25 protein-coding genes are annotated in these 26,606 nt (G+C 48.9%); 19 read left to right on the top strand and 6 right to left on the bottom strand.

Features of this window, described 5'->3' with window-relative positions; translation table 11 throughout:
- Nucleotides 1-19: 19 nt before the first annotated feature.
- From METPAY_RS12065 to METPAY_RS12110, 10 genes are all read left to right on the top strand, one after another.
- Nucleotides 20-793 (top strand): DUF364 domain-containing protein, encoded by a 774-nt coding sequence (locus METPAY_RS12065; protein WP_048152806.1) that lies wholly within the window; start codon nucleotides 20-22, stop codon nucleotides 791-793.
- Between the two features lie 17 nt (nucleotides 794-810).
- Entirely contained in the window at nucleotides 811-1,887 is a 1,077-nt protein-coding gene (locus tag METPAY_RS12070; protein ID WP_157199081.1) for a hypothetical protein, read from the top strand.
- A gap of 132 nt (nucleotides 1,888-2,019) precedes the next feature.
- Nucleotides 2,020-3,234 carry an ABC transporter substrate-binding protein gene (locus METPAY_RS12075; protein WP_211251537.1) on the top strand — a complete coding sequence of 405 codons (1,215 nt, stop codon included), beginning with the start codon at nucleotides 2,020-2,022 and terminating at the stop codon, nucleotides 3,232-3,234.
- A gap of 156 nt (nucleotides 3,235-3,390) precedes the next feature.
- A complete protein-coding gene (locus tag METPAY_RS12080) occupies nucleotides 3,391-4,269 on the top strand; it encodes a proline iminopeptidase-family hydrolase (RefSeq protein WP_048152859.1) in 879 nt (292 codons plus the stop codon).
- A 293-nt stretch (nucleotides 4,270-4,562) separates the two neighbouring features.
- A complete protein-coding gene (locus tag METPAY_RS12085; RefSeq protein WP_306413937.1) occupies nucleotides 4,563-6,275 on the top strand; it encodes a formylmethanofuran dehydrogenase subunit B in 1,713 nt (570 codons plus the stop codon).
- A complete protein-coding gene (locus METPAY_RS12090) occupies nucleotides 6,272-7,972 on the top strand; it encodes a formylmethanofuran dehydrogenase subunit A (protein ID WP_048152809.1) in 1,701 nt (566 codons plus the stop codon). The genes METPAY_RS12085 and METPAY_RS12090 overlap by 4 nt, the downstream gene beginning before the upstream one ends.
- A 57-nt stretch (nucleotides 7,973-8,029) precedes the next feature.
- Nucleotides 8,030-8,623 carry a PH domain-containing protein gene (locus tag METPAY_RS12095; RefSeq protein WP_048152810.1) on the top strand — a complete coding sequence of 198 codons (594 nt, stop codon included), beginning with the start codon at nucleotides 8,030-8,032 and terminating at the stop codon, nucleotides 8,621-8,623.
- Nucleotides 8,624-8,685: 62 nt separating this feature from the next.
- Nucleotides 8,686-8,871, top strand: a complete 186-nt coding sequence (locus METPAY_RS12100) for a hypothetical protein (RefSeq protein WP_013330356.1) — start codon at nucleotides 8,686-8,688, stop codon at nucleotides 8,869-8,871.
- A 29-nt stretch (nucleotides 8,872-8,900) separates the two neighbouring features.
- The gene (locus METPAY_RS12105; RefSeq protein ID WP_048152811.1) at nucleotides 8,901-10,112 is read left to right on the top strand and encodes a molybdopterin molybdotransferase MoeA; all 1,212 of its coding nucleotides are present in this window, start codon (nucleotides 8,901-8,903) and stop codon (nucleotides 10,110-10,112) included.
- Nucleotides 10,106-11,968, top strand: a complete 1,863-nt coding sequence (locus METPAY_RS12110; protein ID WP_048152812.1) for a substrate-binding domain-containing protein — start codon at nucleotides 10,106-10,108, stop codon at nucleotides 11,966-11,968. Before METPAY_RS12105 ends, METPAY_RS12110 begins: the two co-directional genes overlap by 7 nt.
- 84 nt (nucleotides 11,969-12,052) lie before the next feature.
- Here the strand turns inward: METPAY_RS12110 and METPAY_RS12115 are convergent, their stop codons facing one another.
- From METPAY_RS12115 to METPAY_RS12125, 3 genes are all read right to left on the bottom strand, one after another.
- Nucleotides 12,053-13,489 carry an APC family permease gene (locus METPAY_RS12115; protein WP_211251538.1) on the bottom strand — a complete coding sequence of 479 codons (1,437 nt, stop codon included), beginning with the start codon at nucleotides 13,487-13,489 and terminating at the stop codon, nucleotides 12,053-12,055.
- A 216-nt stretch (nucleotides 13,490-13,705) separates the two neighbouring features.
- Entirely contained in the window at nucleotides 13,706-15,142 is a 1,437-nt protein-coding gene (locus METPAY_RS12120; protein ID WP_084600877.1) for an APC family permease, read from the bottom strand.
- 12 nt (nucleotides 15,143-15,154) lie between these two features.
- Complete coding sequence (locus METPAY_RS12125; protein WP_048152813.1) at nucleotides 15,155-16,549, bottom strand: glutamate decarboxylase; 1,395 nt, start codon at nucleotides 16,547-16,549, stop codon at nucleotides 15,155-15,157.
- 321 nt (nucleotides 16,550-16,870) lie between these two features.
- On the opposite strand from METPAY_RS12125, the gene tsaA reads away from it, so the two are divergent.
- The 4 genes from tsaA to wtpC all read left to right on the top strand — a co-directional run bounded on the left by tsaA (nucleotide 16,871) and on the right by wtpC (nucleotide 20,369).
- Nucleotides 16,871-17,416 (top strand): tRNA (N6-threonylcarbamoyladenosine(37)-N6)-methyltransferase TrmO, encoded by a 546-nt coding sequence (gene tsaA, locus METPAY_RS12130; protein ID WP_048152814.1) that lies wholly within the window; start codon nucleotides 16,871-16,873, stop codon nucleotides 17,414-17,416.
- A 106-nt stretch (nucleotides 17,417-17,522) separates the two neighbouring features.
- On the top strand, nucleotides 17,523-18,350 hold the full coding sequence (gene modA / locus METPAY_RS12135) for a molybdate ABC transporter substrate-binding protein (RefSeq protein ID WP_048152815.1): 828 nt from the start codon (nucleotides 17,523-17,525) through the stop codon (nucleotides 18,348-18,350).
- A 163-nt stretch (nucleotides 18,351-18,513) separates the two neighbouring features.
- The gene (locus tag METPAY_RS12140) at nucleotides 18,514-19,308 is read left to right on the top strand and encodes an ABC transporter permease (protein ID WP_048152816.1); all 795 of its coding nucleotides are present in this window, start codon (nucleotides 18,514-18,516) and stop codon (nucleotides 19,306-19,308) included.
- An 11-nt stretch (nucleotides 19,309-19,319) separates the two neighbouring features.
- Entirely contained in the window at nucleotides 19,320-20,369 is a 1,050-nt protein-coding gene (gene wtpC / locus METPAY_RS12145) for a tungstate ABC transporter ATP-binding protein WtpC (RefSeq protein WP_048152817.1), read from the top strand.
- A gap of 4 nt (nucleotides 20,370-20,373) precedes the next feature.
- Here wtpC and METPAY_RS14780 read toward each other — a convergent pair whose 3' ends face one another.
- Entirely contained in the window at nucleotides 20,374-21,057 is a 684-nt protein-coding gene (locus METPAY_RS14780; RefSeq protein WP_084600879.1) for a molybdopterin-guanine dinucleotide biosynthesis protein B, read from the bottom strand.
- A gap of 13 nt (nucleotides 21,058-21,070) precedes the next feature.
- Nucleotides 21,071-21,661, bottom strand: a complete 591-nt coding sequence (locus METPAY_RS12155) for a hypothetical protein (protein ID WP_048152818.1) — start codon at nucleotides 21,659-21,661, stop codon at nucleotides 21,071-21,073.
- A 176-nt stretch (nucleotides 21,662-21,837) separates the two neighbouring features.
- Here METPAY_RS12155 and METPAY_RS12160 point away from each other — a divergent pair, with 176 nt between their 5' ends.
- A complete protein-coding gene (locus METPAY_RS12160; RefSeq protein WP_048152819.1) occupies nucleotides 21,838-22,611 on the top strand; it encodes a formylmethanofuran dehydrogenase subunit C in 774 nt (257 codons plus the stop codon).
- Nucleotides 22,612-22,664: 53 nt separating this feature from the next.
- On the opposite strand, the gene METPAY_RS12165 is transcribed toward METPAY_RS12160, so the two are convergent.
- On the bottom strand, nucleotides 22,665-23,402 hold the full coding sequence (locus tag METPAY_RS12165; RefSeq protein WP_052418822.1) for a molybdenum cofactor biosynthesis protein MoaE: 738 nt from the start codon (nucleotides 23,400-23,402) through the stop codon (nucleotides 22,665-22,667).
- Between the two features lie 602 nt (nucleotides 23,403-24,004).
- On the opposite strand from METPAY_RS12165, the gene mcrB reads away from it, so the two are divergent.
- The 4 genes from mcrB to mcrG form a co-directional block, all read left to right on the top strand.
- Complete coding sequence (mcrB, locus tag METPAY_RS12170; RefSeq protein ID WP_048152820.1) at nucleotides 24,005-25,309, top strand: coenzyme-B sulfoethylthiotransferase subunit beta; 1,305 nt, start codon at nucleotides 24,005-24,007, stop codon at nucleotides 25,307-25,309.
- A 23-nt stretch (nucleotides 25,310-25,332) separates the two neighbouring features.
- Nucleotides 25,333-25,812 (top strand): methyl-coenzyme M reductase operon protein D, encoded by a 480-nt coding sequence (gene mcrD / locus METPAY_RS12175; RefSeq protein WP_048152821.1) that lies wholly within the window; start codon nucleotides 25,333-25,335, stop codon nucleotides 25,810-25,812.
- 2 nt (nucleotides 25,813-25,814) lie between these two features.
- Nucleotides 25,815-26,435 carry a methyl-coenzyme M reductase I operon protein C gene (gene mcrC / locus METPAY_RS12180; protein WP_048152822.1) on the top strand — a complete coding sequence of 207 codons (621 nt, stop codon included), beginning with the start codon at nucleotides 25,815-25,817 and terminating at the stop codon, nucleotides 26,433-26,435.
- A 17-nt stretch (nucleotides 26,436-26,452) separates the two neighbouring features.
- Nucleotides 26,453-26,606: coenzyme-B sulfoethylthiotransferase subunit gamma (gene mcrG, locus METPAY_RS15555; protein WP_048152865.1), on the top strand; the 154-nt coding region annotated here is incomplete at its 3' end.

Raw genomic sequence — 26,606 nt, forward strand, 5'->3', positions numbered from 1 at the left:
GGATTGTGAGGTATGAATAATGAGTACGTGGGATATTTATGACGCACTGATCGAAGGGATTCCCGATGACGTCATCGTCGGGGATGTGGTGATCGGGGCTGAACTGACATATGTTCAGATAGATGGTGGCGGGGGTGTAGCACCCTACAGGCCATATTGGCAGCGTGCACCGCAGTATAACGGGAACAAGATAGGCAAACCGCTGAAGGAAATAGCGGAACTGGTAAAATCATGGAATTTTATCGAGGCATCCGTCGGTAATGCCGCGATTGTTGCGTGGTACAACCACCCTGAAAACGCACAAAAGAACGGAGTTGAAATTCCCAAACAGGGACGTGTCGAGGGAAGGCTCAAAGATCCGTTCATCAACTCTCAGAACGAGATCCGCGGCAAAAAGGTTTGCGTTGTTGGCCATTTCCCGTTTATTGAAGGCCTATTCGAGCCGGTATGCGACCTAAGCGTCGTCGAGTGGGACCCCGGCCCCGGCGATTATCCGTATAATGCATGCGATTTCCTGCTCCCTGAGTGTGATTTCGCATTTATAACATGTGCGGCCATAGGGGACAAGAGCCTTCCGAGGCTCCTGGAGTTATCGGGAAACGCAGAAAAAGTCGCGATAGTGGGGCCGGGGACGCCTCTTGCACCGCAGTTCTTTGATTTCGGTGTTGGAGACCTTTCAGGTTTTGTTATAAACGATCCTGAAATGGCAAGGAGAATTGCATCGGGGGCTGAGTTCCAGAGGATCTATGCGGCAGGAACTAAGGTGAATTTCCTCGCATCCTCGTCAAAATGATGAATTGTGGTGAAAAAATGCAGATTAACTTCTCAGGCTTGAGTTTTATCTTTGGATTATTGTTTTTTTGCGGGGTATGCATTGCCCCGTCATGTGCAGCGACCGAATATATCCTGTCCCAGGATACGCAGGAGATGTACAAAAACGGGATCAATCATACCGGTTCGGATGAGGCCGTTATAATCGTCAGGGACGATTTCACGATATCTGCTGTAAACTGCTCCGGGATAGAGTCGGAAGGTCCCATAACAATAAAAAGCGATTCGGGGAATGTCCTGACAATCACGGTTTCCGGCAGCGGCAAAACAACATACGGTATTAAAGGATCTTCTGTGGATATCACGGGTGGAAATATCGATGTCAGGGCCGGAGGGGAGAGCACGGATATCACGTGTGGAATTTATTCTTCGGAGGGGCAGATCTCAATCTCCGGCGGAACTGTAAGCGCGACTGCCGACAGCAGCACGAGCCATAAGAACAAGGCTCTCTACGCGATCGGGTCAGTAATCATCTCAGGCGGCAGCGTAACCGCTTCGGCTGCCGGAGGTGCAAACAGTTTCGGAATAGATGGTGACGGCGATAATGGCGAAGGCGGCGTCCTGATCTCCGGCGGAGTGGTAGAAGTATCTGCCACAGGCGGAGGAACGAGAAACTTCGGTGTCGACAGCAGGTTTGGAAAAGTTGTATTCTCGGGGAATTCTGTAACTACGATCTATGAGGATGAGAGCGGGGAGAACCAGAACTACGTATTCAATTCAAATGTAACCTCGATCACGGGAGACGAAGCGGTTGTATTCGCCGGTGAAGGCTCCGCTTATAAACTACAAAAGGATGCAGTACTGGCGCGGGACTTCGCCCTTATTCCCGGAAAGACCTTTGAGATTCCCCAAGGTCTGACCCTTGCAGTAGAAAAGGGAGTTGACTTTTCAGCCGATGGTGCCGAACTCCTGTATGAAACCAAATACACCAATAAGAAGGGGCAGACTGTATATACCTCAGCACCTGTGGACCCTAATTCTGTTGCAACGCCACTCTCCGTATTCGGGATTTTTGCAGGAATCATGGCTGCGTTTGGAATTGCCCGGAGGAAATAATTTTTTTTCCGGCTGAAACCGGAACAGCTGTCTTTTTTTGCCATTCCTGTTTAAGTTGACAAGGTTAACATTTAAAGCCTAACAAAATCTAAAAATAAAGCATTATATGTTAAAAGGATGAACACTTTTTTCATGAGAACTCATTTTGGTTATCATATTTTTATTGTGCTGTGTGTTTTCCTGGCGTTCTTTTCCGGAATTGCTGCCGCAGAGGAGACCAGGACATTTGTTGATGATGTGGGAAGAGAGCTGATACTCCCGGTAAATATCACTGCAGTATCTCCATCCGGTCCGCTGGCCCAGATTGTGCTCTATTCAGTCGATCCTGATCTCTTCGTGAGTATTTCGAGTAAATACAGCGACGCACAGCTGAAGTATATAGATCCGCGTGTTGCCGCACTGCCTGTCACTGGCCAGTTCTACGGGGCGAAATCTACCATGAATCCTGAAGAGATCATGGAGATGAACAAGCAGCTCGGAATTGATCTCGTGCTTGATATCGGTGAGGCGAAGAGCACGATGAAAGAGGATCTTGACAAGATACAGGCGCAGACAGGTGTAAATTTTGCATTTGTAACGCAGAACAACCTGTCGGACATTCCGGGATCGTATCTTACCCTGGGTGAGCTCCTTTCCGAGGAAGAACAGTGTGAGAAGCTTTCTACATATACCTCAGATCTTCTGTCAGAGTTTGCTTCGGGAATGAACGAGATCGGCGACAACAAAAAGAGCATGATCTACGTCGTCAGTATCGACGGGAATTCGGTATATCTCATAGGTTCGGGCGAGAACTCCTATCATGGCGAGGTAATCAACTATATCAGCGACAATCTCGCAAATGAAGCCGTTACATCAAGCGGCATGGGAGACGAGTATACGATGGAGGACATTCTCCAGATGAATCCCGACTATATCATCGTCGCCTATAATGCTGATCATGAATATTATGACACGATCATGAACAGCGCCGACTGGCAATCGCTCCGGGCGGTCCAGGACGGAAATGTCTATGAAGCACCATACGGCCCTTACAGCTGGATGGGAAGCCCGCCATCTGTAAACCGCCTTTTATCGATGATATGGCTCGGGAACCTCTACTACCCTGATGTATTCGACTATAACGTCGACGACCGCGTAAAGGAGTATTACTCGTTGTTCTATCACTATGACCTGACCGATGACGACCTGTCCGAATTAATGGAATACGCAAAGCCGGCCGGCTCATCATCCCTGGGTTCAGCAACATCGACAGGGACTTCCGCCTATGCAAACCAGTCGCCGGCACCGCTGTTCGCACTGATGGCAGGGCTCGGGCTTGCGGTTTTGATCAAAAGACGCAACCATTAAATCTTTTTTTTGAATAGTTCCATGGCTGGTGTCATGGAAATCGGTAGTCATGTGCCATGTATCACGTGAATCCTGATTTTATTGTTGATGTTTTTATTTGCGGCATTATGTACGACTATGTCATCTAAATATGGAGATAAGATAAATATTACAAATATGGATGACAACAATCGGGAAGGGTATATCTCGACGGAAAACGGGCGGATCTGGTTCAGAATTGTCGGAGCAGACGGCAAAAAGACACCACTCCTTCTGCTGCACGGAGGGCCGGGTGCTTCTCATGACTATTTCGAATCCCTGTCGGTGCTCTCTGATGAAAGACCGGTGATATTCTATGATCAACTCGGCTGCGGAAACTCGGACAAGCCTGAAGATCTTTCAATTTATACAGTTGAAAACTACGTGAAAGAATTAGGCGAAGTTCGTAATGCTCTCGGGCTTGACGAAGTTCATATTCTCGGGCAGTCGTGGGGCGGCGGGCTTGCGGCTGCGTACTATCTCGACGGAAATCCAAAAGGAGTGAAGGGCCTGATCTTATCTTCCCCTCTTCTCGATACGGGAAGATGGATCTCAGACCAGAAGGCGTACCTGTCGGAGATGCCTGAAGAGATACAGGAGCATGTCAGGTACACGGAGGAGACCGGGAATTATGATTCAAAGGAATACCAGGACGCGATGAACTATTATTATTCGGTTCATCTATGCAGGCTCGATCCATGGCCGCCTGTTTTGGTTAAAACGTTTGAAAAGATGTCGATTCCTGTTTATATGCATATGTGGGGGCCGAGCGAGTTCACATGTACAGGAATCCTGAAATCGTTTAACCTGACCCCAAATTTGTCCGAAATAGATGTGCCTGTCCTTTTCATCTGTGGGGAGTATGATGAGGCGGCGCCCGGCTCAATGAAATACTTCAGCAGTCTTGTAAGTAACCCGGAACTTCTTATCATCGAAGATGCGTCACACGAGAATCATCTGGAGAAAGAAGAGGAATACACAGCAGCCGTAAGGAAATTCCTGAATGCGGCGGATTAAAGATCAAATTGGATTTGTCCCCCGGTATATATATGATGTGCTCGAAGTTTGACAGATCTATTTTCTTTTGTTTCAATGTTCAGATGATATGGTTGATTTATGAAATTTATGAGATATAAAGCGGGATTGTGTAAAAAAAGAAACATTTATTCAGTTTGATGTCCGACAGATGATTAACTGATGTACTCCGGATTATATTCCCGCGTATTCATTCCTGAACAGCTTTTATACGATAAGAACAAGGTTCTAACCTGCTTTCCGGGGCCTTTGTCGGAGGTTGCCCTTTGAAATTAGTGATGACCAGTGGCAGAACGATACGGCAGGGCGAACAGCTTTATTATAAGGATCATCCTGAGTATACTGCCCAGACTTCTTTATGCTATATCAACCCCCTGGATCTCCTCGGGATCGGGGTGGACGACGGTCAGAAAGTAAAAATTTCCAGCGAAGCGGGAGAAACCATTTTTAAAGCAGTATCCTGTGCGGATATTTTACAGGGGATGGTTTTCATTCCCGTCGGCCCGCATGCGAATTATATCCTGCATTCAAAGACCCACGGGACAGGTGCCCCGGATTACAAATGGGTGAACGTCGACGTTGTCCCTGCCGGCGAAGATGAGGAAATTCTCACGGCATGGGAGATTCTCGAGCATGAGGGCGGCTGCCGTTTTGATATCGGAGATCCTGTCTGCGTGACGAAGTCTCCCTGCGGGGACTGTGTAATCGACGATGTCGTCTGCCCCCTTTGCGGTTGCCTCTGCGACGACATCCGGATAACGATTAAGGACAACCAGATTACGGGCGTCGATAACGGGTGCAGTTTGAGCAACGGCAAGTTCACTGCACGGGGGAGGCTGAAAGAGCCTATAATGAGAGAGGGCTCCGGCTGGAAAAATATCTCCTATGACGAGGCGATCGACTACACCGCCAATATGCTCCTTGATGCCGACAGGCCGCTTCTCTTCGGGTTCTCGGGGACTTACGGCGAGGCCCAGTGCATGGGGATATCGATCGCAGAGATGTGCGGTGCGGTGATCGACAACTGCTCGTCGATCTGCCACGGTCCGTCCATAATGGCCATCCAGGAAGTAGGGCATCCCGGCTGTACGCTTGGCCAGATCAAGAACAGGGCCGATGTCATAGTATACTGGGGATCGAACCCGATAGAATCCCACCCGCGTCATATGAGCCGTTATTCCACATACGCCGACGGCTTCTTCCTGAACAACGCCTTCCGCGAGAGGAAACTTATCGTAGTCGACATCAGGGAGACCGATGTCGCGAAGAATGCCGATGAGTTCATCCAGATAAAACCGGGTGGGGATTATGCGGTGTTCTCCGCCCTGAGGGCTATTGTCAGGGGAAAGAGAGATGTAATTCCCCCCATGGTCGCCGGTGTAAAGCGGGAGCAGCTCTTCAGGGTTGTAGACATGCTTCTTGAGGCCAAGTTCGGAGTTTTTTTCACAGGGATAGGCCTGACCGAATCGCCCGGGAAATACAAAAACGTCCGAAACGGAGTAGAACTCGTCGACGAGCTTTCGAGGCATACCAAATTCACGCTGACTCCGATGAGGGGGCACTGGAACGTATACGGGACAAACCAGACATTCGCTTATCTGGGCGGTTACCCGTATGCAATCGATTACTCGCGTGGCACTGCATTCTATAATCCCGGAGAAACCTCGGCTGTCGATCTTCTCAGGAGAAAGGAGGCCGACGCGTGTATTATTATCGGCAGTGATCCCGGGGCGCATTTCCCGAGAGAGTGTGTCAAACGTCTTTCCGAGATCCCGTGCGTCGTTATAGATCCCTTTGTCGCACTCAGCACGGCAGTCGCCAATGTGCATATTCCTGTTGCCGCATGCGGAATCGATGCCGAAGGGACCGGCTACCGCCTGGACGCCCTGCCTCTCTGGGTGAAAAAAGTCCTTGAACCCACCATGCCTAACGATCTCGATGTTCTCACCCGGATATACAATATAATAAAGGAGGCGAAGGGATTATGAGCGAATATCTCATCAAAAACGGCTGGGTCATCGATCCCCTGAACAATATATACGGCGAGGTAATGGATATCGCCGTTAGGGACGGAAAGATCGTCGAGTCTGTCGGAAGCTCCGCCGAGGTGATCGATGCGGGCGGAAACCTGACTATGCCGGGCGGTGTGGATTCCCATACACATATCTGCGGAACGAAGGTGAACTTCGGCAGGTACATGAGCCCCGAGGATATGCGTGCAGGAAGGGGGCGTGCCCGCCGGAATATGCATCCTGTCTCGGGATACAGCGTCCCGACGGTTTATGCGAATACCTACCGCTACAGTGCCATGGGGTATACGACAGTTCTCGAAGGTGCGATGGCTCCGTTCGAAGCCCGGCACACTCACGAGGAGTTCGCCCATACAACCCTCCAGGATACGATGGCCAATACGCTTTTCGACGGCAACTGGTCGGCGATGGAGGCGATCCATGACGGCGACCTTAAGAAGACCGCCGCCGTCGTAGCATGGTACCTGACTGCGGCAAAAGGATTTGGGTTAAAGCTTACAAATCCCGGCGGGACCGAGGCATGGGGATATGGTAAGGACGTAAACTGTATCCATGAAAGGGTACCGTATTTCGATGTGACGCCTGCAGAGATCATAGACTACATGATACGGGCGAACGAGTTCCTGAAGCTACCGCATTCGGTCCACCTTCACTGCAACAACCTAGGAAAGCCGGGCAACTACAAGTGCACTCTTGAGACGATGAACAGGACGCCGGACTTAAACGACAAGAGGCAGACCCTTTACCTCACGCACGTCCAGTTCCATTCTTACGGCGGATCTTCCTGGCATGATTTCTGCTCGAAGTCAGACGATGTCGCGTGGATGGTGAACAGAAAATCACAGGTTGCAATCGATATGGGTCAGGTGATGTTCGGGAGGACGACCACGATGACGGCAGACGGTCCGATGGAGTTTAATCTCTTCCGTCTCTACAACAACAAGTGGAGCAACCATGATGTCGAGCTTGAGACCGGGTCAGGAGTTATTCCGGTATTTTACAGCAGGAAGAATCTCGTCAATTCAATAATGTGGGCGATAGGGCTTGAACTCGCCCTACAGGTGAAAGACCCGTGGCGCTGCATGCTTACGACCGACAACCCCAACGGAGCTCCGTTTGTAAAGTATCCCGAGATTGCCGCCCTTTTGATGAGCAAAAAGTACCGTGATCTCGAGATGGAGACCGTTCATCCGGATATCTATAAACGTGTTCTGCTTCAGACTCTTGACCGCGAACTCGACTGGAACGAGATCGCGATAATGACCCGGGCGGCGCAGGCGAAGGCTCTCGGAATAGTAGATCTCGGAAAGGGTCATCTTGGAGTCGGTGCAGATGCGGATATCGCCATATACCCGTTAAAACCGTACGAGATCGATCCTACGGTCGAGTATGAGAAGGTGATAGCAGGTCTTTCGTGTACCGAGCATACGATAAAAAGGGGAAGGCCGGTCTCAAGGAAGGGCGCATGCCTTGTTCACGGGAGTAATACTACGTTCTGGGTAAAACCGGAGGTTCCAGAGGAGTATGACATCAGCCGTGACCCGGAGTTCATAAAGAAGTTCGAGAGGTATTATACAGTCAGGATGAGCAATTATCCTGTCCGCGAGGAGTACCTGCACAGGAATTACTGTATCGAGACGAAACCCGATTTTTAATTTTCAATATCTTTCCTGAGTACTCATTTATATAATCTCCATTCAAAAGAGATCCATATGTCAGAGATAGAGCTATTTAAGGATTTTAAGCCGGTGACGCGGTTTAAAAAATATAATCTTATCGTGGTCTCTCTGGTAGTAATTATCCTGTGGCTTTGTATTGCGTGGATCATACCTGTTTTTGAGAACACTCTTCTGAATATTATAGTCGTTGCTCTGTTGATTATCTCCCTCCTGGTTACTGTAGTATGGAATTCACTTTATTACAAATCGATCGTCTATCACCTGAACGAAACCGAGATGACATGGAAGAGAGGGGTCTGGTTCAGGCAGACTGGAATTGTTCCGTACAACAGGATTACCAATGTCGATATCGTGCAGGGGCCCCTGATGAGAATTTTCGGAATATCGAATCTCAGGATCCAGACTGCCGGGTACTCTGCGCAAAATGTTGCGGAGATCAGGATAACTGGTATTGAGGAGCCCGAACCTCTTCGCGAAATGATAATGGGCTTCGTGAGGAGCAGGGGGGCGGTCGCGGCAGCAACGGGCGGTGATGATAGTGAGAGTCCCGGTCAGGTTTCATCCGGAGAGATCCTTGACGAACTGCGGGAAATCAGGAAAATACTGAATAAAATAGCTGAAAAATAATCCTTTTTTTTGTGTATATAACATTAGGTAAACTCTAATTTATTGTAAAGCAATGATCATATATGGATGATGAGTATAAGGCCAGACTCGCCGGAATATTCCGTGAGAAGGGGATAGAGAAGGTGATGACATGCCCCCAGGCGATGGAGATAAACAAAGAATATGGCATCCCTCTGGCAGATATTGGTAAATACTGCAATACAAGCCAGATAAAGATCCGCGGATGCCAGCTCGGCTGCTTCAGATAAACATTTTTTGGGACAATTCAGGGTTAATTATGAAATCGTCTTTTTTGAGCCTGATTAGAGTAGACGAAGCAGTAGATCTTGCAAAATCCATTGCACCCGCGATGCCTCCGGAGAAGGTTCTCCTCGATGATGCCCTCGGGAGGGTTCTTTCAGAGGATGTCATGTCCGATATCGATATCCCGGGCTTTGACCGGTCATGGAAGGATGGCTATGCGGTCTTTGCCGCAGATACGACAAATGCGACCGATTCGATCCCTTCTATGTTGAAACTGAAGGGAAGGATCGATATGGGTGCGGGGGAGAAAATGTCGCTTTCAAGGGGGGAGTGCTTCAATATCCCTACCGGCGGCCAGATGCCTGAAGGAGCAGATGCAGTCGTAATGGTCGAGTACACCGATGAGGTAGGCGGCGATATTCTTGTCAAACGGCCGGTTGCAGTCGGTGAGAACGTTGTAAAGAAAGGCGAAGATTTTCCTGAAGGCGGCGTTGTTTTCGGAAGAGGTGAGGTTCTTTCTGCATCCGATCTCGGTGCCCTGGCTGCGATAGGCTACTATGAAGTGCCGGTCATGAAGAAACCGGTCGTAGGAATAATCTCTACAGGAATCGAGATCGTCCCTGTCGACAAAAAACCGGAGATAGGAGAGGTCAGGGATGTAAACAGCTACCTCTGTTCCGCGTTCGTCAGGAAACAGGGGGGAATCCCGCTGCATCTGGGAATTGTCAGGGATAATGACGAGGAGATGATCTCCCTTATCCGGAGCGGCGTGGACAAGTGCGATCTGATCCTGATATCCGGCGGGAGTTCGAAGGATATACGTGATATTACCGCCCGTGTTCTCTATGCAGAAGGCGAGGTGCTTGCACACGGCGTAATGCTTGCACCGGGCAAGCCGACGATTATCGCAAAGGTTAGGGATACGCCTGTAATCGGAATTCCCGGTCACCCTGCCGCGACATATATGGTTCTCTCGGTAATTGTCCGTCATCTCCTCGCAGCAATGGCCGGTTTTTCAGATACCATGAAATCCGTCAGGAAGGCGAAGCTTGTCACAAACATATCCTCGGAGAAGGGCCGCGAGGAGTATGTGCGTGTAAAACTGGTCGCAGAAGACGAAGCCATGCCTCTTTTCGGGAAGTCGGGTCTCCTGAATACGATCGTGGAAAGCGACGGCGTAATTAAGATCCCGGCCGGCCGCGAGGGCTTTGAGGCCGGTGAGGAAGTGGAGGTATTCCTTTGGTAAAGAGATATCTCTCCCAGATAACCCTCGATGAGGCTGTTGAGAAGGTGCTGGAACTTTTCGGGGGCCTTAAATCCTCAGGGACGGTTCCTCTTGCAGAATCTGCGGGGAGAATTACAGCCTCCCCCGTATATGCGGGATACAGTGTTCCTGTGACCAATGTCTCCGCGATGGACGGGGTCGCACTGAAGAGCAGCGATACATTCGCGGCGAGCGAGCAAAACCCGGTTTCGGTCAGGGATTTTCTCAGGGTAAATACGGGGAACGCAGTGCCGCTTACATACGATGCGGTCGTCATGATAGAGGATGTGTGGTTCGAAGAGGAAGGCGAAGGGATTACCATCCGGAAGAGTGCAAGACCCTGGCAGAATGTCAGGGCTGCAGGCGAGGACATAAAGCAGGGAGAGCTCATTGTTCCGAAGAACTACAGGATCAGGCCGTTTGATATCGGGGCGCTCGGGACATACGGGGTAACCGATCCGGTGGTTAAAAAGCTCAGGGCCGGCCTAATCCCAACCGGCAGCGAACTTGTTCCGATCGGAACGAAACCGGGACCCGGACAGGTCGTCGAGAGCAATATCACGATGGCGGCGGCGTGGCTTGGAGAGCGGAACGTCGATACGATCTGCTATCCCCCGACACCCGATGATCCCGAAATGATAAGGGACGTGATCTCTGAGGCGGTTCTTGAAAACGATATTATAATTGTCTCCGCAGGGTCGTCCGCCGGAACAAGGGATTTCACGGCAGGAGCGATCGGGGAGCTGGGGAGACTTGTGTTCCACGGGATCGCGATGATGCCGGGCAAGCCGATGATCCTCGGGGAGATCGAAGGCAAACCTGTAATCGGCCTCCCGGGCTATCCGATATCGGCCCAGGTTGTACTCAGGGAGGTGCTCGGCCCCCTGCTTGACACTCTCGGTTTCAGGGGTCCGCCTTCGGAAAAACTTGAGGTCTCTCTTGCCGGCGACCTTACTTCAAATGTAGGTTATGACGAGTTCGTCCTCCTTTCCGTTGCGAAGCACGGCGATCATTATATCGCGTCGCAACAGTCGAGAGGTGCGGGAGTGCAGATGGCATCCATACGATCAAATGCCTACCTCAGGCTTCCTGCCCCGATAGAGGGCTATGCCGAAGGGGAGAGGGTTATAGTGAATATGACCCGGAGCATCGGCCATGCCGACAGGTCTCTGCTCGTGACCGGTATCATGGAACCGCCGATAGGCTGGCTCTCGAACATCCTGAGCGAAGAGGAGATCTGGCTGCATAACGGCAATACCGGAAATATCAGCGGGATTATCGCCATGAAAAAAGACATCTGCCATGCGGCGGCTCTTCATGCACTCTCGGTCGAAGGAGGATATAATACCGAATATATCAGGCAGTACATGCCGGGCGAAGAGATCCACATGACCGGCATTGCAGGAATTATTCTCGGCATCGCATCAAAGACTGGTATAGGAATCGACGAACTGCCCGGCTCATCCATAGTCAACCAGCCGGCAGGATCGGAGTGCAGGATAGTCCTTGACAGGCTTTTTTCCGGAAGATCAATCGATCCCGAATCCGTGAACGGGTATTTCCGGGTCGTAAACAACCCGCTCTCAGCTGCAATAGCCGTTGCAGGCGGAAACTGCGATGCGGCGCTTACGTCGTATTCGATAGCGAAGACCTACGGCCTTGAATTCGAGCCTGTTGCAGTCGAACAGTACGAACTCGCAGTACGGGCGGAGCACATGCAGGACGAGAGAGTTCTAAGGCTAATCGATGCAATATCCTCGGAAGAATTCATACGGGTTCTGGATGATGCCGGCAGTTATGATTCCGGTATTACAGGAAAGCGAAGAATAATCCAATAATTGAAAAACTGAATTCTGATTATAGCTGATTGAATTGTCTGCTGTAATCTGGATAAAAAGAAAATATTCAGAATATTATTATTTTTAAGTGCTCTGCTCAGACTCAGTTTTATCTTTTTGCCTCAGGTCCCAGCCGGATTTTTTGTATCTGCTGATGAACAGCGGCCATGTTCCGAGAAGCAATATGCCTGCGAGGAGAATTCCTGCATAGACAAGGGGATTCAAATTCGCCCCGGCAGGCTGGAAGAATCCGATGACGAATGCAAGGACGCTGGCAATGAGGCCGAGAGACGCAACAACGCCCATCGCAGGGACACGGAAGCCTCTCTTTTTATCCGGCTCCGTTTTCCTGAGCCGCATTGCGGAGAGGAACATCATTACGTACATGATGAGATATAGCTGGACGCACATTGCCGATAGTATCCAGAACGCCTCCTGCACCGAGGGGATAAATGCAAAGAACAATGCCAGAACCGTTACGGCAATTCCCTGTACCAGCAATATATTCTCCTGCATTCCGTTTTTGTTGATCTTCTGGAACCACGGCGGGAGATAACCCTCCTGTCCGACCAGGAGAAGTCCTTTGCTCGGGCCGGGAATCCAGATAACGACAGATGCCAAAATTCCAATAACGATTAGAGCTGCCATGACGTGCGTTCCCCACGCGATTCCGACATAAGAGAACATGACATCGAATGCCTGGAGGACACCTGTCGTCAGGTTGATGCCGGATGCAGGGAGACACACCGATATTGCCAGGGTTCCGGGAATGAACACCAGGAGAATAAGGATGCAGGCAAGAAGCATCGCTTTCGGGAATGTCTTCTCCGGGTTGTGCATATCCGTTACGTGCACCGCGTTCATCTCCATTCCGGCGTAAGAGAGGAAGTTGCTTATGATAAGTACTATACTTGCAAACCCTGCCCATACAGGAATGAAACTTGCCTCGGACCCGGTTATATATGACTTTCCTCCGGTCGATATGAAAACGACCGCCAGTACTACGAGTACCAGGACGGGAATCAGAGTGCCTACGATTAACCCCTTGCTTCCAACCTGCGAGAACGTCTCTACGCCTCTTAATGCCAGGTGGTTGGCAATCCAGTAGACCGCAATTATGACAATTCCCACGAACAAACCGTTGTTTGCCAGCCCCGGATCGAATATATAAGCGAGGGCCGCAGCAAAGAAGGCGAGCTGGGCGGGAAACCACACAACGTTCTGTACCCACTGCTGCCATATGGCAAACATTCCTGCGTTTCCGCCGTATGCTGCGTTGACCCACCCGAACACTCCCCCTTCCCAGCCGCTTGCAAGTTCTGCGGACACGAGGGCCGTCGGAACAAGGAAGACAACCGCAGGGATCACGTAAAGGAGAATTGATGCCAGCCCGTAGGGAGCCATAGCCGGCAGGCCGCGTATGCTTGCGACCGCGACGGTGGTCAGGAGGGCCATCGTTATCCAGTTGATTGCCTTTGGGGGAGTTGGTGCTGTTTTGTTTTTGTCGCTATTATCTTTCAATTCAGCTCACCTGCTGTTTATCTATGTAATTTTATGTTCCGGCTTCCCGTCATATGACATAAGTGGGAAACCGTTTCTCTGCTATGTGAACTTATTTTGATATATATCGTCATTTTTCTGAGATTAGTATAAATGCGTTGTCATTGGGCCGCTATGATATGGAATTCTGAAATATTCAGTTCCTGAACTTAAAAAAATGAAGAAGATATTGTATCTTCAGTTTTCCTGCTTTGAGTCGTTATTGCCTTTTGGCCTGAGATCCCATTCGGGTTTTTTGAATTCATGCAGGATGAACGGACCCGAACCCAGGATGATGATGCCTATGAGAAGTATTCCTGCATAGAAAAACGGATTCAGGTTTTCTCCTGCTGGCTGTATGAAGCCGATAAGGAATGCGGCAACGCTCGCTATCACACCGACCGAGGCTACAAACTTCATCGCAGGGACACGGAATCCGCGTTTTACATCCGGTGCGGTCTTACGGAGGCGCATTGCAGTCAGGAACATCATTACATACATTATAAGATATAGCTGAACCGCCATCGCCGACAGTATCCAGAAGGCTTCGCCGACAGAAGGTATGAGTGCATAGAATAGTGCGAGTGCAGTGACGATCAGACCCTGTACTGCCATTATGTTCTCCTGCATTCCTGCCTTGTTGGTCTTCTGGAACCATGGCGGAAGATAGCCTTCCTTTCCGACGAGGAGCAGGCCCCTGCTTGGACCGGGAATCCATGTTACGACAGATGCAAGTATGCCGATGACGATGAGGACTGCCATCAGTGTAGCTCCCCATGTAATTCCTATATGAGCAAAAAGGGTCTCAAATGCAACGAATACACCTGTTGTCAGATCGATCTGTGATGCAGGAAGGCAGGTTGCAATAGCCAGCGTTCCGGGGATGAAGATAAGAAGTATAAGGATCGATGCCAGGAGGATCGATTTGTGGAAGTTCTTCCCGGGGTCGTGCATATCGGTTACATGGACCGCGTTCATCTCCATGCCTGCAAATGACAGGAAATTGCTTATTATAAGGACAACTCCGGCAAAGCCCGCCCATGCGGGGATGAAACCGGAGGCCGAGACACTCATCTGCGGCTGTCCCCCGGTCCCGACGAATATTATTGCAAGGACCACAAGGGCAAGTACCGGTATAAGTGTACCTATAATGAGCCCTTTGCTTCCGATCTCCGAGAATGTCTTAACACCTCTCAATGCCAGGAGAGTAGCTATCCAGTATACAACTATGATGACGGCCCCGATGAAGACCCCGCTTCCTGCCAGCCCGGGGTTGAAGATATATGCAAGTGCGGATGCGAAGAAGGCGAGCTGTACAGGGAACCAGACGACATTCTGGATCCACTGCTGCCATATGGCGACCATGCCGGCCCTGCCGCCGTATGCCGCATAGACCCAGCCGAATATACCGCCTTCCCATCCGCTCGCGAGTTCGGCTGCCACGAGTGCCGTAGGGATAAGAAAAACGGCGGCGGGAATCACATAGAGGATGATGGAGCCCAGTCCGTATGGTGCCATCGCCGGAAGGCCGCGTATGCTCGCGACCGCGACGGTGGTCAGGAGGGCCATCGTTATCCAGTTGATGGTCTTTGTCTGTTTTACTTCAGCCGGTCCGGCCTTATCTTCATTTGTCATGATCTGACCTCTTCAGTGATGGAATCCGGACCCTGACTTCTCGTCGTGAACCGGTTCCGGCTGGCTCTCAAGTGTCGGAAGCTGGCGCTTTAAATCGTCGAGGAAAAGGTCTGCCAGGTCGTGTGAAAGGCCTCTCCTGACCACTATACGAAGTGCAGCGAGATCGGTCCTGTTAGCCGGGAACGTGTATGCAGGGATGAGCCACCCGCGTTCCCGCATCTTGTTCGATACGTCGAAGACAGAGAAATTTTTCACATTGTCTTTGAGTTTGAACGCGAATACGGGGAGTTCATCGCCTCTTGTAATAAGCTCGAACGGTCCGAGCTTTTCGATCTCTTTCGAGAGATACAGGGCCACCTCGCGTGCATAACCCTGTACTTTCGTATAGCCGTCAAAGCCGAGACGGAGGAAGTTGTAGTACTGGAGTATTATCTGCGAACCGGGTCTTGAGAAGTTGAGAGCAAATGTCGGCATGTTCGATCCCAGGTAGTTGACGTAGAATATCAGGTCTTCGGGGAGCATCTTTGCATCTCTCCAAACGACCCACCCGACACCTGGGTATACAAGCCCGTATTTGTGCCCGGATGTGTTGATCGATGCGACCCTCGGGAGGCGGAAGTCCCAGATTAAGTCCTGGTCGAGGAATGGTGCGATCATACCGCCGGACGCGGCATCGACATGGACGGGGATGTCGATCCCTGTTTTCTCCTGGAACTTGTCCAGTGCATCACAGATCTCCTTTACCGGCTCATATGATCCGTCGAATGTGGAACCAAGTATTGCAATGACTCCTATGGTATTTTCGTCGCAAAGTTTTATGGCCTCCTCTGCCGAGAGGTGGAAGCGGTTTCCTTCCATCGGGACGAGGCGCATCTCGACGTCCCAGTAGTTCGCAAACTTCTCCCAGCAGACCTGAACATTGATCCCCATAACGATGTTGGGTTTGTCGACAGGTTTTCCTCCGGCCTTTCTCTTGTGCTGCCATCTCCTCTTCATCGCAAGGCCCCCGAGCATAGCGGCCTCGCTCGATCCTGTAGTCGAGCACCCGGTCGAATTGTCGGGATCTGGTGAATTCCAGAGGTGGCTGAGGATGCTTACACACCGCATCTCGAGTTCGGCGGTCTGCGGGTATTCGTCCTTGTCGATCATGTTCTTGTCGAATGTCTCGGACGCGAGTTTCTGTGCTTGGGGCTCCATCCAGGTGCCGACAAATGTAGCGAGGTTCAGCCTTGCATTTCCGTCCAGCATCAGTTCGTCGTGAACAATCTGGTAGGCTAGGTCCGGGCTCATCTCCTTTTTGGGCATTGTGCACCTGGGAATACTCTCGAAGCCTTCCTGTGCGAAAACCGGATCGATTCTTATCTCTTTTGCATTATGTTTAGGTCCTTTCGGATGTTTTAGTCCCATTTTTCATTCCTCCAACAAAAAAAATGAATCAGGTATTCCGAAGCAAATGATTCGAAGGATCCCGGGTGCCTGATTCGTTCGAAATTTTCTGTTCAGCAGACAGTATGAAATTCTGGTATTTAAATGTTCTTTTTGGATTGTGGTTTCTTCTCAATTAAAGGTCTCAAAATTAAGATTGCAATGTAAAAAAAGAAGTTTTTACTTATCATAGTTCTCAATATTTAACAGGACTTAAAAGTTAGCAATAATGTCTTTACAACCTGATATAACCATATTTATGGTTCCGGGAAGATTTAGCAGAAGATATATGAAGTGATGTTTATGGCAACTGAAGATACTGTAAATTACTGGAAAGGAAGGGAAATTGTCTACAGGCCGATAGGCGTGATACATTCCGAGCACACCGAGCAGGAGAATACACCGATCCAGGGGATATTCAATCCGTCTGTGGGTGAGATAGAACTCTACCCCGAATATGAAAAAGGGCTGAAGGATATAGACAAATTTTCACATCTCATTCTGTTGTACCATTTCGATCGCTCCACAGGCCCGAAGCTGATCCAGGAGCCTTTCCTGGACGGTGAGAGCCCGAAGGGAATCTTTGCGATCCGTCATTTCAACAGGCCCAATCCGATCGGCTTCTCGATTGTCGATCTCCTCGGTGTGAAGGGAAACAGGCTGAAGATAGGTTCGGTCGATATCCTGGACGGAACACCGCTGCTTGACATCAAGCCGTATGTATACAGGTTCGATCACCGCGATGAGGTAAAGAGCGGCTGGGTTGATGAAAAGCACCTTGACGATATCGAAGAGTGGAATGCCACCCCGAAAGAATTGAGAGACCGGGAAAGAACCAAGTTTGAATGATATTGGAAATAAATTCCTCATCATTCAAATCATCAGGAAAAATTGTTTTTCTATCAATGAATCAAATGAAATTGTTTAATATGCCTCAAAAGTAAAACTGAACCATATGGTTAAAAAATTATTGGCTGCAACAGTCGGCCTTCTGCTGGTTTTTTCCGTATTACTGTGCGGATGTACCGGATCAGGCGATTCGGGCACCGTTCAGGCTGACAATGCATCCGGCGAAGAGAGCCTGCTGGTATACTGCGGCGCAGGAATGAAAGCCCCGATGCAGATCATCGGTGATAAGTTTACTGAAGAGACGGGAATTCCGGTAACATACAATTATGCAGGGTGCGGTCAGCTCCTTGCCCAGATGGAGCTTACACAGATGGGGGATGTCTTCATGCCGGGAGCAACACTTGAGTTTAATAATGCTAAGAAAAAGGGAATTGTAGGGAATGAATCCCTTGTGGCATATCATATCCCGGTCATCGGTGTGCCTTTGGGAAATCCCGCAAACATAACGTCGCTTGAAGATCTCACGAAAGGGGGAGTAAAGGTCTCCATGGGTGAACCTGACAGCATGGCTCTCGGAACGATTGCAAAGAACATTTTCAACAAGAGCGGCATCCTTGACGAGGTAATGGATAATGTCGTTGTCCAGAGGGCGACAGTAAACGAGATTGTAACAGATATAACTCTCGGCAATGCCGATGCAGCGATTATCTGGTCGGATCTCTACAATCCTGAAACAATGGAGATAATTGAGATACCGCGTTCGCAGAACCTGATAAAGATTATTCCGATTGGAACTCTGACATTCTCCGATCAACCGGAGACAGCCCAGAAGTTCGTAGATTTCGTTGCCTCGGATTCAGGCGGCAAAGCCATATTCGAGGAATACGGATTTATCGTGTATCCTAATTCGGAATATGCGGACATCACTCCCTAATTTTTTTATTTATGAAGTCTGCAGTTTTTGTGTTTTCAGGAATCTGTTCTTTTGGCAATATTTCTGCAGGAATAACCGGCATAACAGATTAAGAGGAAATTTATGTATATATCTGTAAATGGAGGGTTCAGGATTTTATTGCCCGGAAAGGTGAGTGGAATAAGTGAGTGATATCAGGCATTCCCGGCTCAAAAGGTTTTCAATAGGCGTCGGGGTATTCGTTACTGCTTTCATACTGGTTGTGCTCCTCCTGATTGTTTCATATTCCGGGCCGGAGGCGTTGGTCTCATCGATATTCTCTGATGAGATGATGTTTGCGATCTACCTGTCTATCGTTACATCTGTGACTTCGACCGGGCTTTGCATACTTTTTGCCATTCCGGTTTCTTATGCACTCGCAAGATATGAATTCCCCTTCAAGAACCTAATCAACACGTCAATCGATCTCCCGCTCGCACTTCCTCCCCTTGTGGCAGGTGTCGGCCTTCTTCTTCTCTTTGGGCAGACGGCTCTCGGGAAAGGTCTTGCAGCGGCTGGAATAGAATTCATATTCACACCTCTCGGGATAATCGTGGCGCAGTTCTTTGTAAATCTCCCTTTTATGGTGAGAATTCTCAGATCTACATTCCAGTCGGTAAGCCCGAGGTATGAATATGTCGCGAGAACCCTCGGGTGCAGTGAGCTTCAGGCATTTATAAAGGTCACACTTCCGATGGCAAAGAACGGGTTTTTTGCAGGGACCGTGATTACATGGTCGAGGGCTATTGGAGAATTCGGAGCGGCTTTAATGGTCGCAGGTGCAACGAGAATGAAAACCGAGTCGCTTCCTGTTGCGGTGTTTTTGAACATGTCGACAGGGGATCTCGATATGGCAACGGCCGCCGCGACCATCCTGATAATTATTGCAATCATCTCATTGTACGTGTTTGAAAGATACGGGGGAACCACTCAGATCTAACGGTGTAGCCTATGCTGGAATTAAAAGATATTTCTATTAAACTGGGTGAATTCTCCCTTGAGAAGATAAATCTCTGTGTTGATAAGGGTGAATACATGGTCATCCTCGGACCGACCGGAGCCGGAAAGACTATAGTACTCGAAACGATTGCAGGGATATATCCACCTGATTCAGGGAGCATAGAATTGAACGGAGAGGATATCACGTTTGCCGACCCGAAGGACAGGAACATCTCGATGGTCTACCAGGATTATATGCTCTTCCCGCACCTTTCCGTGTATGAAAACATCGCCTTCGGCCTCTCGGTGAAGAAGACACCGGCAGACGAGATTGAAAAAAAGGTGTCCGAGGTTGCGGAGATCCTCGGGATCTCGCATCTCCTCCACCGGTCCGTTATAAATCTAAGCGGCGGGGAGAAGCAGAGGACTGCAATATCGCGGGCGATCGTGATGGAGCCCCATGTCCTTCTTCTCGACGAACCTCTCAGCGCACTTGATGTAAGAACCCGTGAAAGGTTGAGGAAAGAGCTTAAGAGACTTCATACGAGGTTTAAGACTACCGTTCTCCATGTCACCCACAACTTCGAGGAGGTCTTCTCCCTTGCGGATCGCGTTGCGGTCCTCAACCAGGGAAAGATAATACAGATCGGTGTCCCCGACCAGGTGTTCTCGCAGCCCGAGTCGAAGTTCATTGCCGAGTTCGTGGGCACGGAGAACATATTCCGCGGTGATATAACATCCGGTTCAGGCTGTTCTGTTATTACAGTTGATGGTCTTGAAATTGTTTCCACCGCAACGGGAATTGAGGGAAATGTCTATGCCTCAGTCCGGCCGGAAGACATAATGCTCTCAAGAGAACCTTTGAAGACTCCTGCAAGGAATTCGTTCGAAGGTGTTGTAGAGAGTATCACCAATAACGGAACGATGGTCGAGATCCGGGTAGACGCAGGAATCCCGTTTGTTACTGTTCTTACGAGAAGAGGATTCAGCGATATCGGGATAAAAGAGGGAGATTCGGTTTTCCTGACCTTCAAGGCGGCGGCTGTTCACGTATTTTCGTGATCTTTCAGCTCTTCATGCCGCCCAGGTCAGATACTGCTCTGTCTATTGCATTGCAGGCAGACCGTGTGTCGACGGAGGCGACACCGATCATCACTTTTTTTCTGTTTACTAATATTTTCACGGAGATTATGCCTTCGTGCTCCCCGATCTTCCCGGCGATCTTTCCGTAATCCATAGGAATATTCTCTAAAACACCGGAGAAAGTTACAATTGAGGCACCTGCAGGAGCTCTTTCATCCTCCTCCAGTTCTTTGACAAGCCCGCCAAGAGTATAATAATCATCGAATGCATCGAGCGATTCGATTACGTCATCGACTGTAGGATCTCTGAGCAGGCATTCACCGGATTCCAGCTCTCCCTTGACGATCTTTTTGAATCCGTACTCCTTGAATCCCTCGATTATTGCATACTTCATCCCCAGGTCACAGAGAATTTCAAGAGATCTGTCAAGGTCGTCATCCCTTACTGTAAGAACGGTCTTTTCCGCGTCCACCCCTGCAACGCATTCGGCACCGTGCTCGTAATGCGTAGTCGTATCCTTTCCTTCCGCGAGCTCAAAGATGTGGTGGCCCATGTGCTTGATGACTCCTACCTTTCCCGGAAACATTACTGTCATTCTTTCGAGAAGGCGGTGTATAAAATAGGTTTTGCCGGAATTCGACCTTCCTACTACCTGAATTACTTTCATCCTGAAGCAGTCCCTATCGTGTGCTCACTGAATGAACCGGGAAGGGAACATTCCCTGATTCCATCTCTTCAAGGACTTCGTCTATATGGATTATCTCGCTGTAATCCGAGCCTGCGAGGCAGTACCCCGATTTATCTATGGCCCATACGGGGTATTTTATCGCAGCATCCGGAATATCGATCGTGGGGAGTTTCCTGAAATTAAGGAGGTCGTGCGGATTTCTCTTAAGATTTCCGGCGATCTCATCAAGCTCTTCAACCCACCGCTTCAGCTCTCTCACATCAACCTTGTTCCATCTGAGTATCTGGTTAATCTTCATGTACGCATCTCGTTCGAGAAGAACGACATTGACGGATGATTCGTTGCCGAGATAGAATTCAAAGAAATCGGCTACATCATCAAGTCTTTTTGACAGAAAATCCAGTGAACTGCCAACCCCGCTGATTCCGGATTTGATCTCTTTTTCATCTAGGAATTTCAGATTCCTGAGATCCTTTTTAAGTTCCTGGAGGGTTTTAGTAATATCTTTTATTTCATTTACATTGTTCCTGAATTTTTCATGAATCTCCGTCAGGAAGAATGCGGCTTCTTCTTCTGCACCCATTGGATATTAGTATGGAAAGACAGGGATATAATCGTTTCAACATCGGCAGGTTAGAGGGTTTTTACTTTAATGGCCGTATTGTTGCTTGAAATGAAACCTTTTTCTAATTAACTGGTAAAAAATAATTAGATCTACATATATGCTGCAGCTGCAGTTGCCATTCCCGGAGAATAGTTATGAGAGTTGTAAAACTTACACCAAAACCACGAAAAAATCCCAATCTTCCCGTAGAAGCAGAATCAATAATCCCCGAGCATTTTATGGATGAATCATTCCGCGACCTCAGTGTATGGGAGGGGAACAAGGAGAAAAGCTTCTGTGATTTCTTCGATATAGAAATTGCCGGCGAAGCCGCTTCCCCCGACGATATCGTACTTGTGCTTGCTGGCGAAACCAGGACATTAAAGCGTATCGGCGAATATATGACCGCAGGAAAGATCACTGTCGAAGGCGATATCGGAATGCACTGCGGGAATTTCATGAGCAGCGGAACAATCGAGATCATGGGTGATGCGGACGGGTGGCTCGGCCGCGAAATGAGGGGCGGAAGGATTCTGTGTCACGGGAATGCGGGCCATTACTGCGGTTCGGGATATCGTGGAGAGAAGAGAGGAATGCGTGGAGGTGTCCTCGAGGTGATGGGAGATACCGGTGATTTCTGTGGCGAATTCCTTGCAGGCGGGGAGATCATAATTCATGGAAACTGCGGCGATATGACAGGTGTCGATATGAGAGACGGCATCCTGAAGGTCTACGGCGAATGCAGAAGAGCCTGCGGGAACATGAAGGGCGGCACTGCATATTTCTTCGGGAAAGTGAATGCAATGCACCCGACATTCAGGGATGAAGGGGAGACGAACGTTGACGGAAAAATAATGCATCATTTCGCTGGTGATGTGGCAAACAGGGGGAAGGGATCACTTTACGTAAAAGAATATGAATACTATTAATTTGAGTTTTTAAGCCTGAAAATTTATTATTTTTTTGAATAATTTCATTTCCTTTATTTTTTATTGTGAAGATCGGCCTTCAGCCTGTCGATCGCATCCATCACGGCTTTGAATGCCTCCTGCCTGTGCGATGCTGCGACAGCGATATAAGTCACGTCATCGCCGGCATACAATCTTCCCTTGCTGTGGTAGAAGCGGACCCCGAGGATTCCGGGCACCTTCTCCATATCCTTCCTGATTTCGGCAATTATCTTGTCAATATAATCATAGTCGGAAAAGTCCATGTATTCGGTTCTCTCTTCTCCAGTGATCTCCCTGACAATTCCGTTGAAGTGGAGGTAGCACCCTGTTCTAGGGATATCGACTTCTTCCTTGAGCTCTTTTACAAGACCCTGCATGGTGTAATGATCGTCAAATTTGTCGAGTGCTTCAATTATTTCATCCGCAGATGGATCTTTAAGGATGCAGTTCTCAGCATCAAGATCCCCGAATATTGCCTTTTTGTAATTTAATCCTTCAAATCCGAGGATTATCGCATAAAAGATCCCGGAATCGGAAAAAAGATCGAGTGTGCCTGAGAGATCTGCATCCTTTATTGCAACGATCGTCCCTGCATTATGAACCTTTGCGGAATATGGAGCAAGACATTTCGATTCCGGCGGTTTTTCTGGTCCAAAATTGCAGATAACACCGGTTTTTCCCGGATTGAGAACTGAAAGTTTTTCAATAAATTCTGCAGTAGCAGTGTTATTTTCGGGATGGGATTCTCCTGTTATGTGGATGATCTTCATATAACCAGATCTGCACGATTAATATTTTCTATTTTCTGTTGATTCCCGGGGAGATAATCCAGGTCTCATACCTGCAGTAGATATGCCGGTTGAATAATGATCGAACCATCCGGGTAGTGGTATCTGCCTGAAACAATGTCGGGTTGTTATGCGTGTATCTTTTTTTCTTAATTTTCTCATGAAGAAGACAGGAAATCCGGCTCGCATAATCCCCCTTTTCTTATGTTCTGTGAATTTTGTTCCCGGGATCCATTTGTTTTTCCTAAAAAATCCCGGGAATCGATTTTTTCAGGGCGCACAATGTGATCACGATTTATCATCAATTATTGCCATAAAGAGTATTACTAAATAGTTCTTCATGTATTACGAACGGCCAAATAATATCAATATTGCGGTTTTTGTCGAAATTCATTCGACATTTGCCTTCTATTTTATTAGTATTATATTTGTCTTTATTAGGAATGCTTATATTCTGAGATATGATATTGTACCTTTGTCCCATGCGGGGACGTGCAGTAGTGATTAACATCGATAGCGACAGCATCCGCTGTCAGAGTTCAGTGAAAGTAAGGCATTGCACAAAGGGTATAGGAGGAAAATAAATGGCAAAATATTCCGAAACAATTGATCTCTATTCAGATGACGGAAAAGTCCTGAAGAGCAACGTAAACCTCGGTGCTATCAGTCCGCTTGTAAACCCGGCAACACTTAAGCTCATCGACTTAACCAAGAGGAGCATTGCAGTTAACCTTGGTGGAATCGAGGCAGCACTTAAGACCGGAAAGCTTGGAAAAGGCGGAATGATCATGGGCCGTGAACTTGACCTTCCGATTATGGCAAACAAAGACGCCATCGTCGCAAAGATCAAAGACATGCTCGATGTTGAAGGCGAAGGAACAGTTATAAACGAGTACAAGGGTGGAAACCTCCTTCTTGTAGAGGCTCCAAAGGCCCGTCTCGCAGCAGCATCTACATACGATGCAGCATTTACAGCAGTTGCAGCAGCAACAACCTACGCAATCGTCGACCAGTTCGACATTGATGCATTCAATGCATCGACCGTAAAGGCGGCAACATTCGGTGGATATCCGCACACGATGGACCCCGAAGGAGCACTTGTAACATCAGTCCTGAGCAACCCACAGAACAACGAGGGTCTCGGATATGCTCTTCGTAACATTGGTGTCAACCACTTTGTTATGATGACCGGCAGGAATGCAATGCAGGGTGCAGCACTTGCATCCACACTTGAGACTGCAGGAGAGTTCGAGATGGGCGGTGCAATCGGCCCGTTCGAGCGTCACATGCTTCTCCAGTATGTATACCAGGGTCTTAACGCAAACAACATGGTCTATGACCTCGTTAAGGAGAACGGTAAGACAGGAACTGTCGGTACAGTAGTACAGTCACTTGTTGAGAAGGCAATCGAGGACAAGGTAATCGTCCCCGGAAAGAAGGGCGGATACTTCCAGTTCTACGACACGAAGGACCCGATGATGTGGAACGCATATGCAGCAGCAGGAACAATGGCCGCAACAATGGTCAACTGTGGTGCAGGACGTTTCGCACAGGCAGTTTCATCGACACTGCTCTACTTCAACGACCTTCTTGAGCACGAGACCGGTCTCCCGTCAACCGACTTTGGTCGTGTAATGGGAACAGCAGTCGGATTCTCGTTCTTCAGCCACTCGATCTATGGTGGAGGCGGTCCAGGTATCTTCAACGGAAACCACGTAGTTACACGCCACGCAAACGGCTGTGCAATTCCGTGTGTGGTTGCTGCATGTGCACTTGATGCAGGTACACAGATGTTCACACCTGAGGGAACATCAGCAGTTATGGGAGAGACCTACGGTCAGATCCCAGAGTTCAACAAGCCGATCCAGCAGATCGCAAACGGAGTCTGAATAAACCAGATTGACAGATTGAAATGACGGAAAGCCACAAAAACTATCCCCAGTGCAAAATAGTCCCTATAAGGATGCTCTCTCCGGAAACAGCCGAGAAATTCCTTAACCTTATTGTCAGGGTAAAAGGGATCAGGAGGTTCGTAATAAACGGACCTTCTCTTCCGAAAACCGTACCTTACGGTCCTGCAAGAGGTAAACCCAATGCCAATTCAAACAGGAGGGTTATACAAATAGGGGATACAGAGACGGAGCTTAGAGTTCAGGTCGGGGTTATCATACTCGAGGTTGAAGAAAGGTCCGTTATTGATGAGATCCGAAAGGTCACATCAGAATTCTTTGAAGGCAAATTTTCCTGCCAGGTACTGGAAGGAAAGTTCATGAAGACAGAGCCTACCACGAGTGATTATGCAAAATACGGCCCCAATGCGGATGAGATGATCCTGGGATTGGTAGATCCGCGTAAGAAAGAGGGTCCGGTTATCATACAGGGTTTGAAATAAATATGCCGATTGGCCGGGTCACACAGGTTGTAGACTGCCGCGAAAGTATGGGTATGGGAAAAGGCGGAGGCCTTGCCCAGAGAGGCACTATTTCGGAGTGCCGCTACCCTGATATAATAGTCGTCGGTATGTCTCCCGGCAGGAGGCATGTAACCAAACCCGTATGCGATATCACATCGGGTCTCAGGAGAGAGGGAGTTGAGTTTTCCGTAAGCACTCTTGTCCTCAATGCAGGAAGCGGAGTGCCGGCGGACGCTCCCGGAATCGCAGGTTCAGTTCTAGGGGCCTATTTCGGCCTCAATGCAAAAGAGATCTCACAGATTGAACAGCACAGGGTTGCGATACTTCATCACGGGAACGTAAGATCCCATGTTGTTGAGAAAGTTCGCTTTATCCTTCAGCATTGTGAAATCAACGCGATTCTTGTTTCCCAGGCGCCTGTAGACTATGAAGACCTTGCAAAGGTCGGAGTAAAGACGGCATACGTCATGCCTGATGAGAAAAATATTCGCACTAAGGGAAAAGTTGTTGCGATTGTAAGCGGGGTTACCCGTGGCCAGACGCCGACAAGAGAAAATCTGGCAGAAGTGATTTCAGCTGTTATGAAAACGATTAAAGAATAATTTGAGGTGAAATGAAAATGGCATACACACCACAGTATGGACCAGGTACATCCAATGTAGCCGCAAACAGGCGCAAACAGATGAACCCTGCAGTCCAGTTAGACAAGGTTCGTGACGTAACCGATGAGGACGTCGTTCTTATTCTCGGTCACCGTGCACCAGGTTCTGCAT

The sequence above is a fragment of the Methanolacinia paynteri genome (assembly GCF_000784355.1).
GTDB lineage: Archaea > Halobacteriota > Methanomicrobia > Methanomicrobiales > Methanomicrobiaceae > Methanolacinia > Methanolacinia paynteri.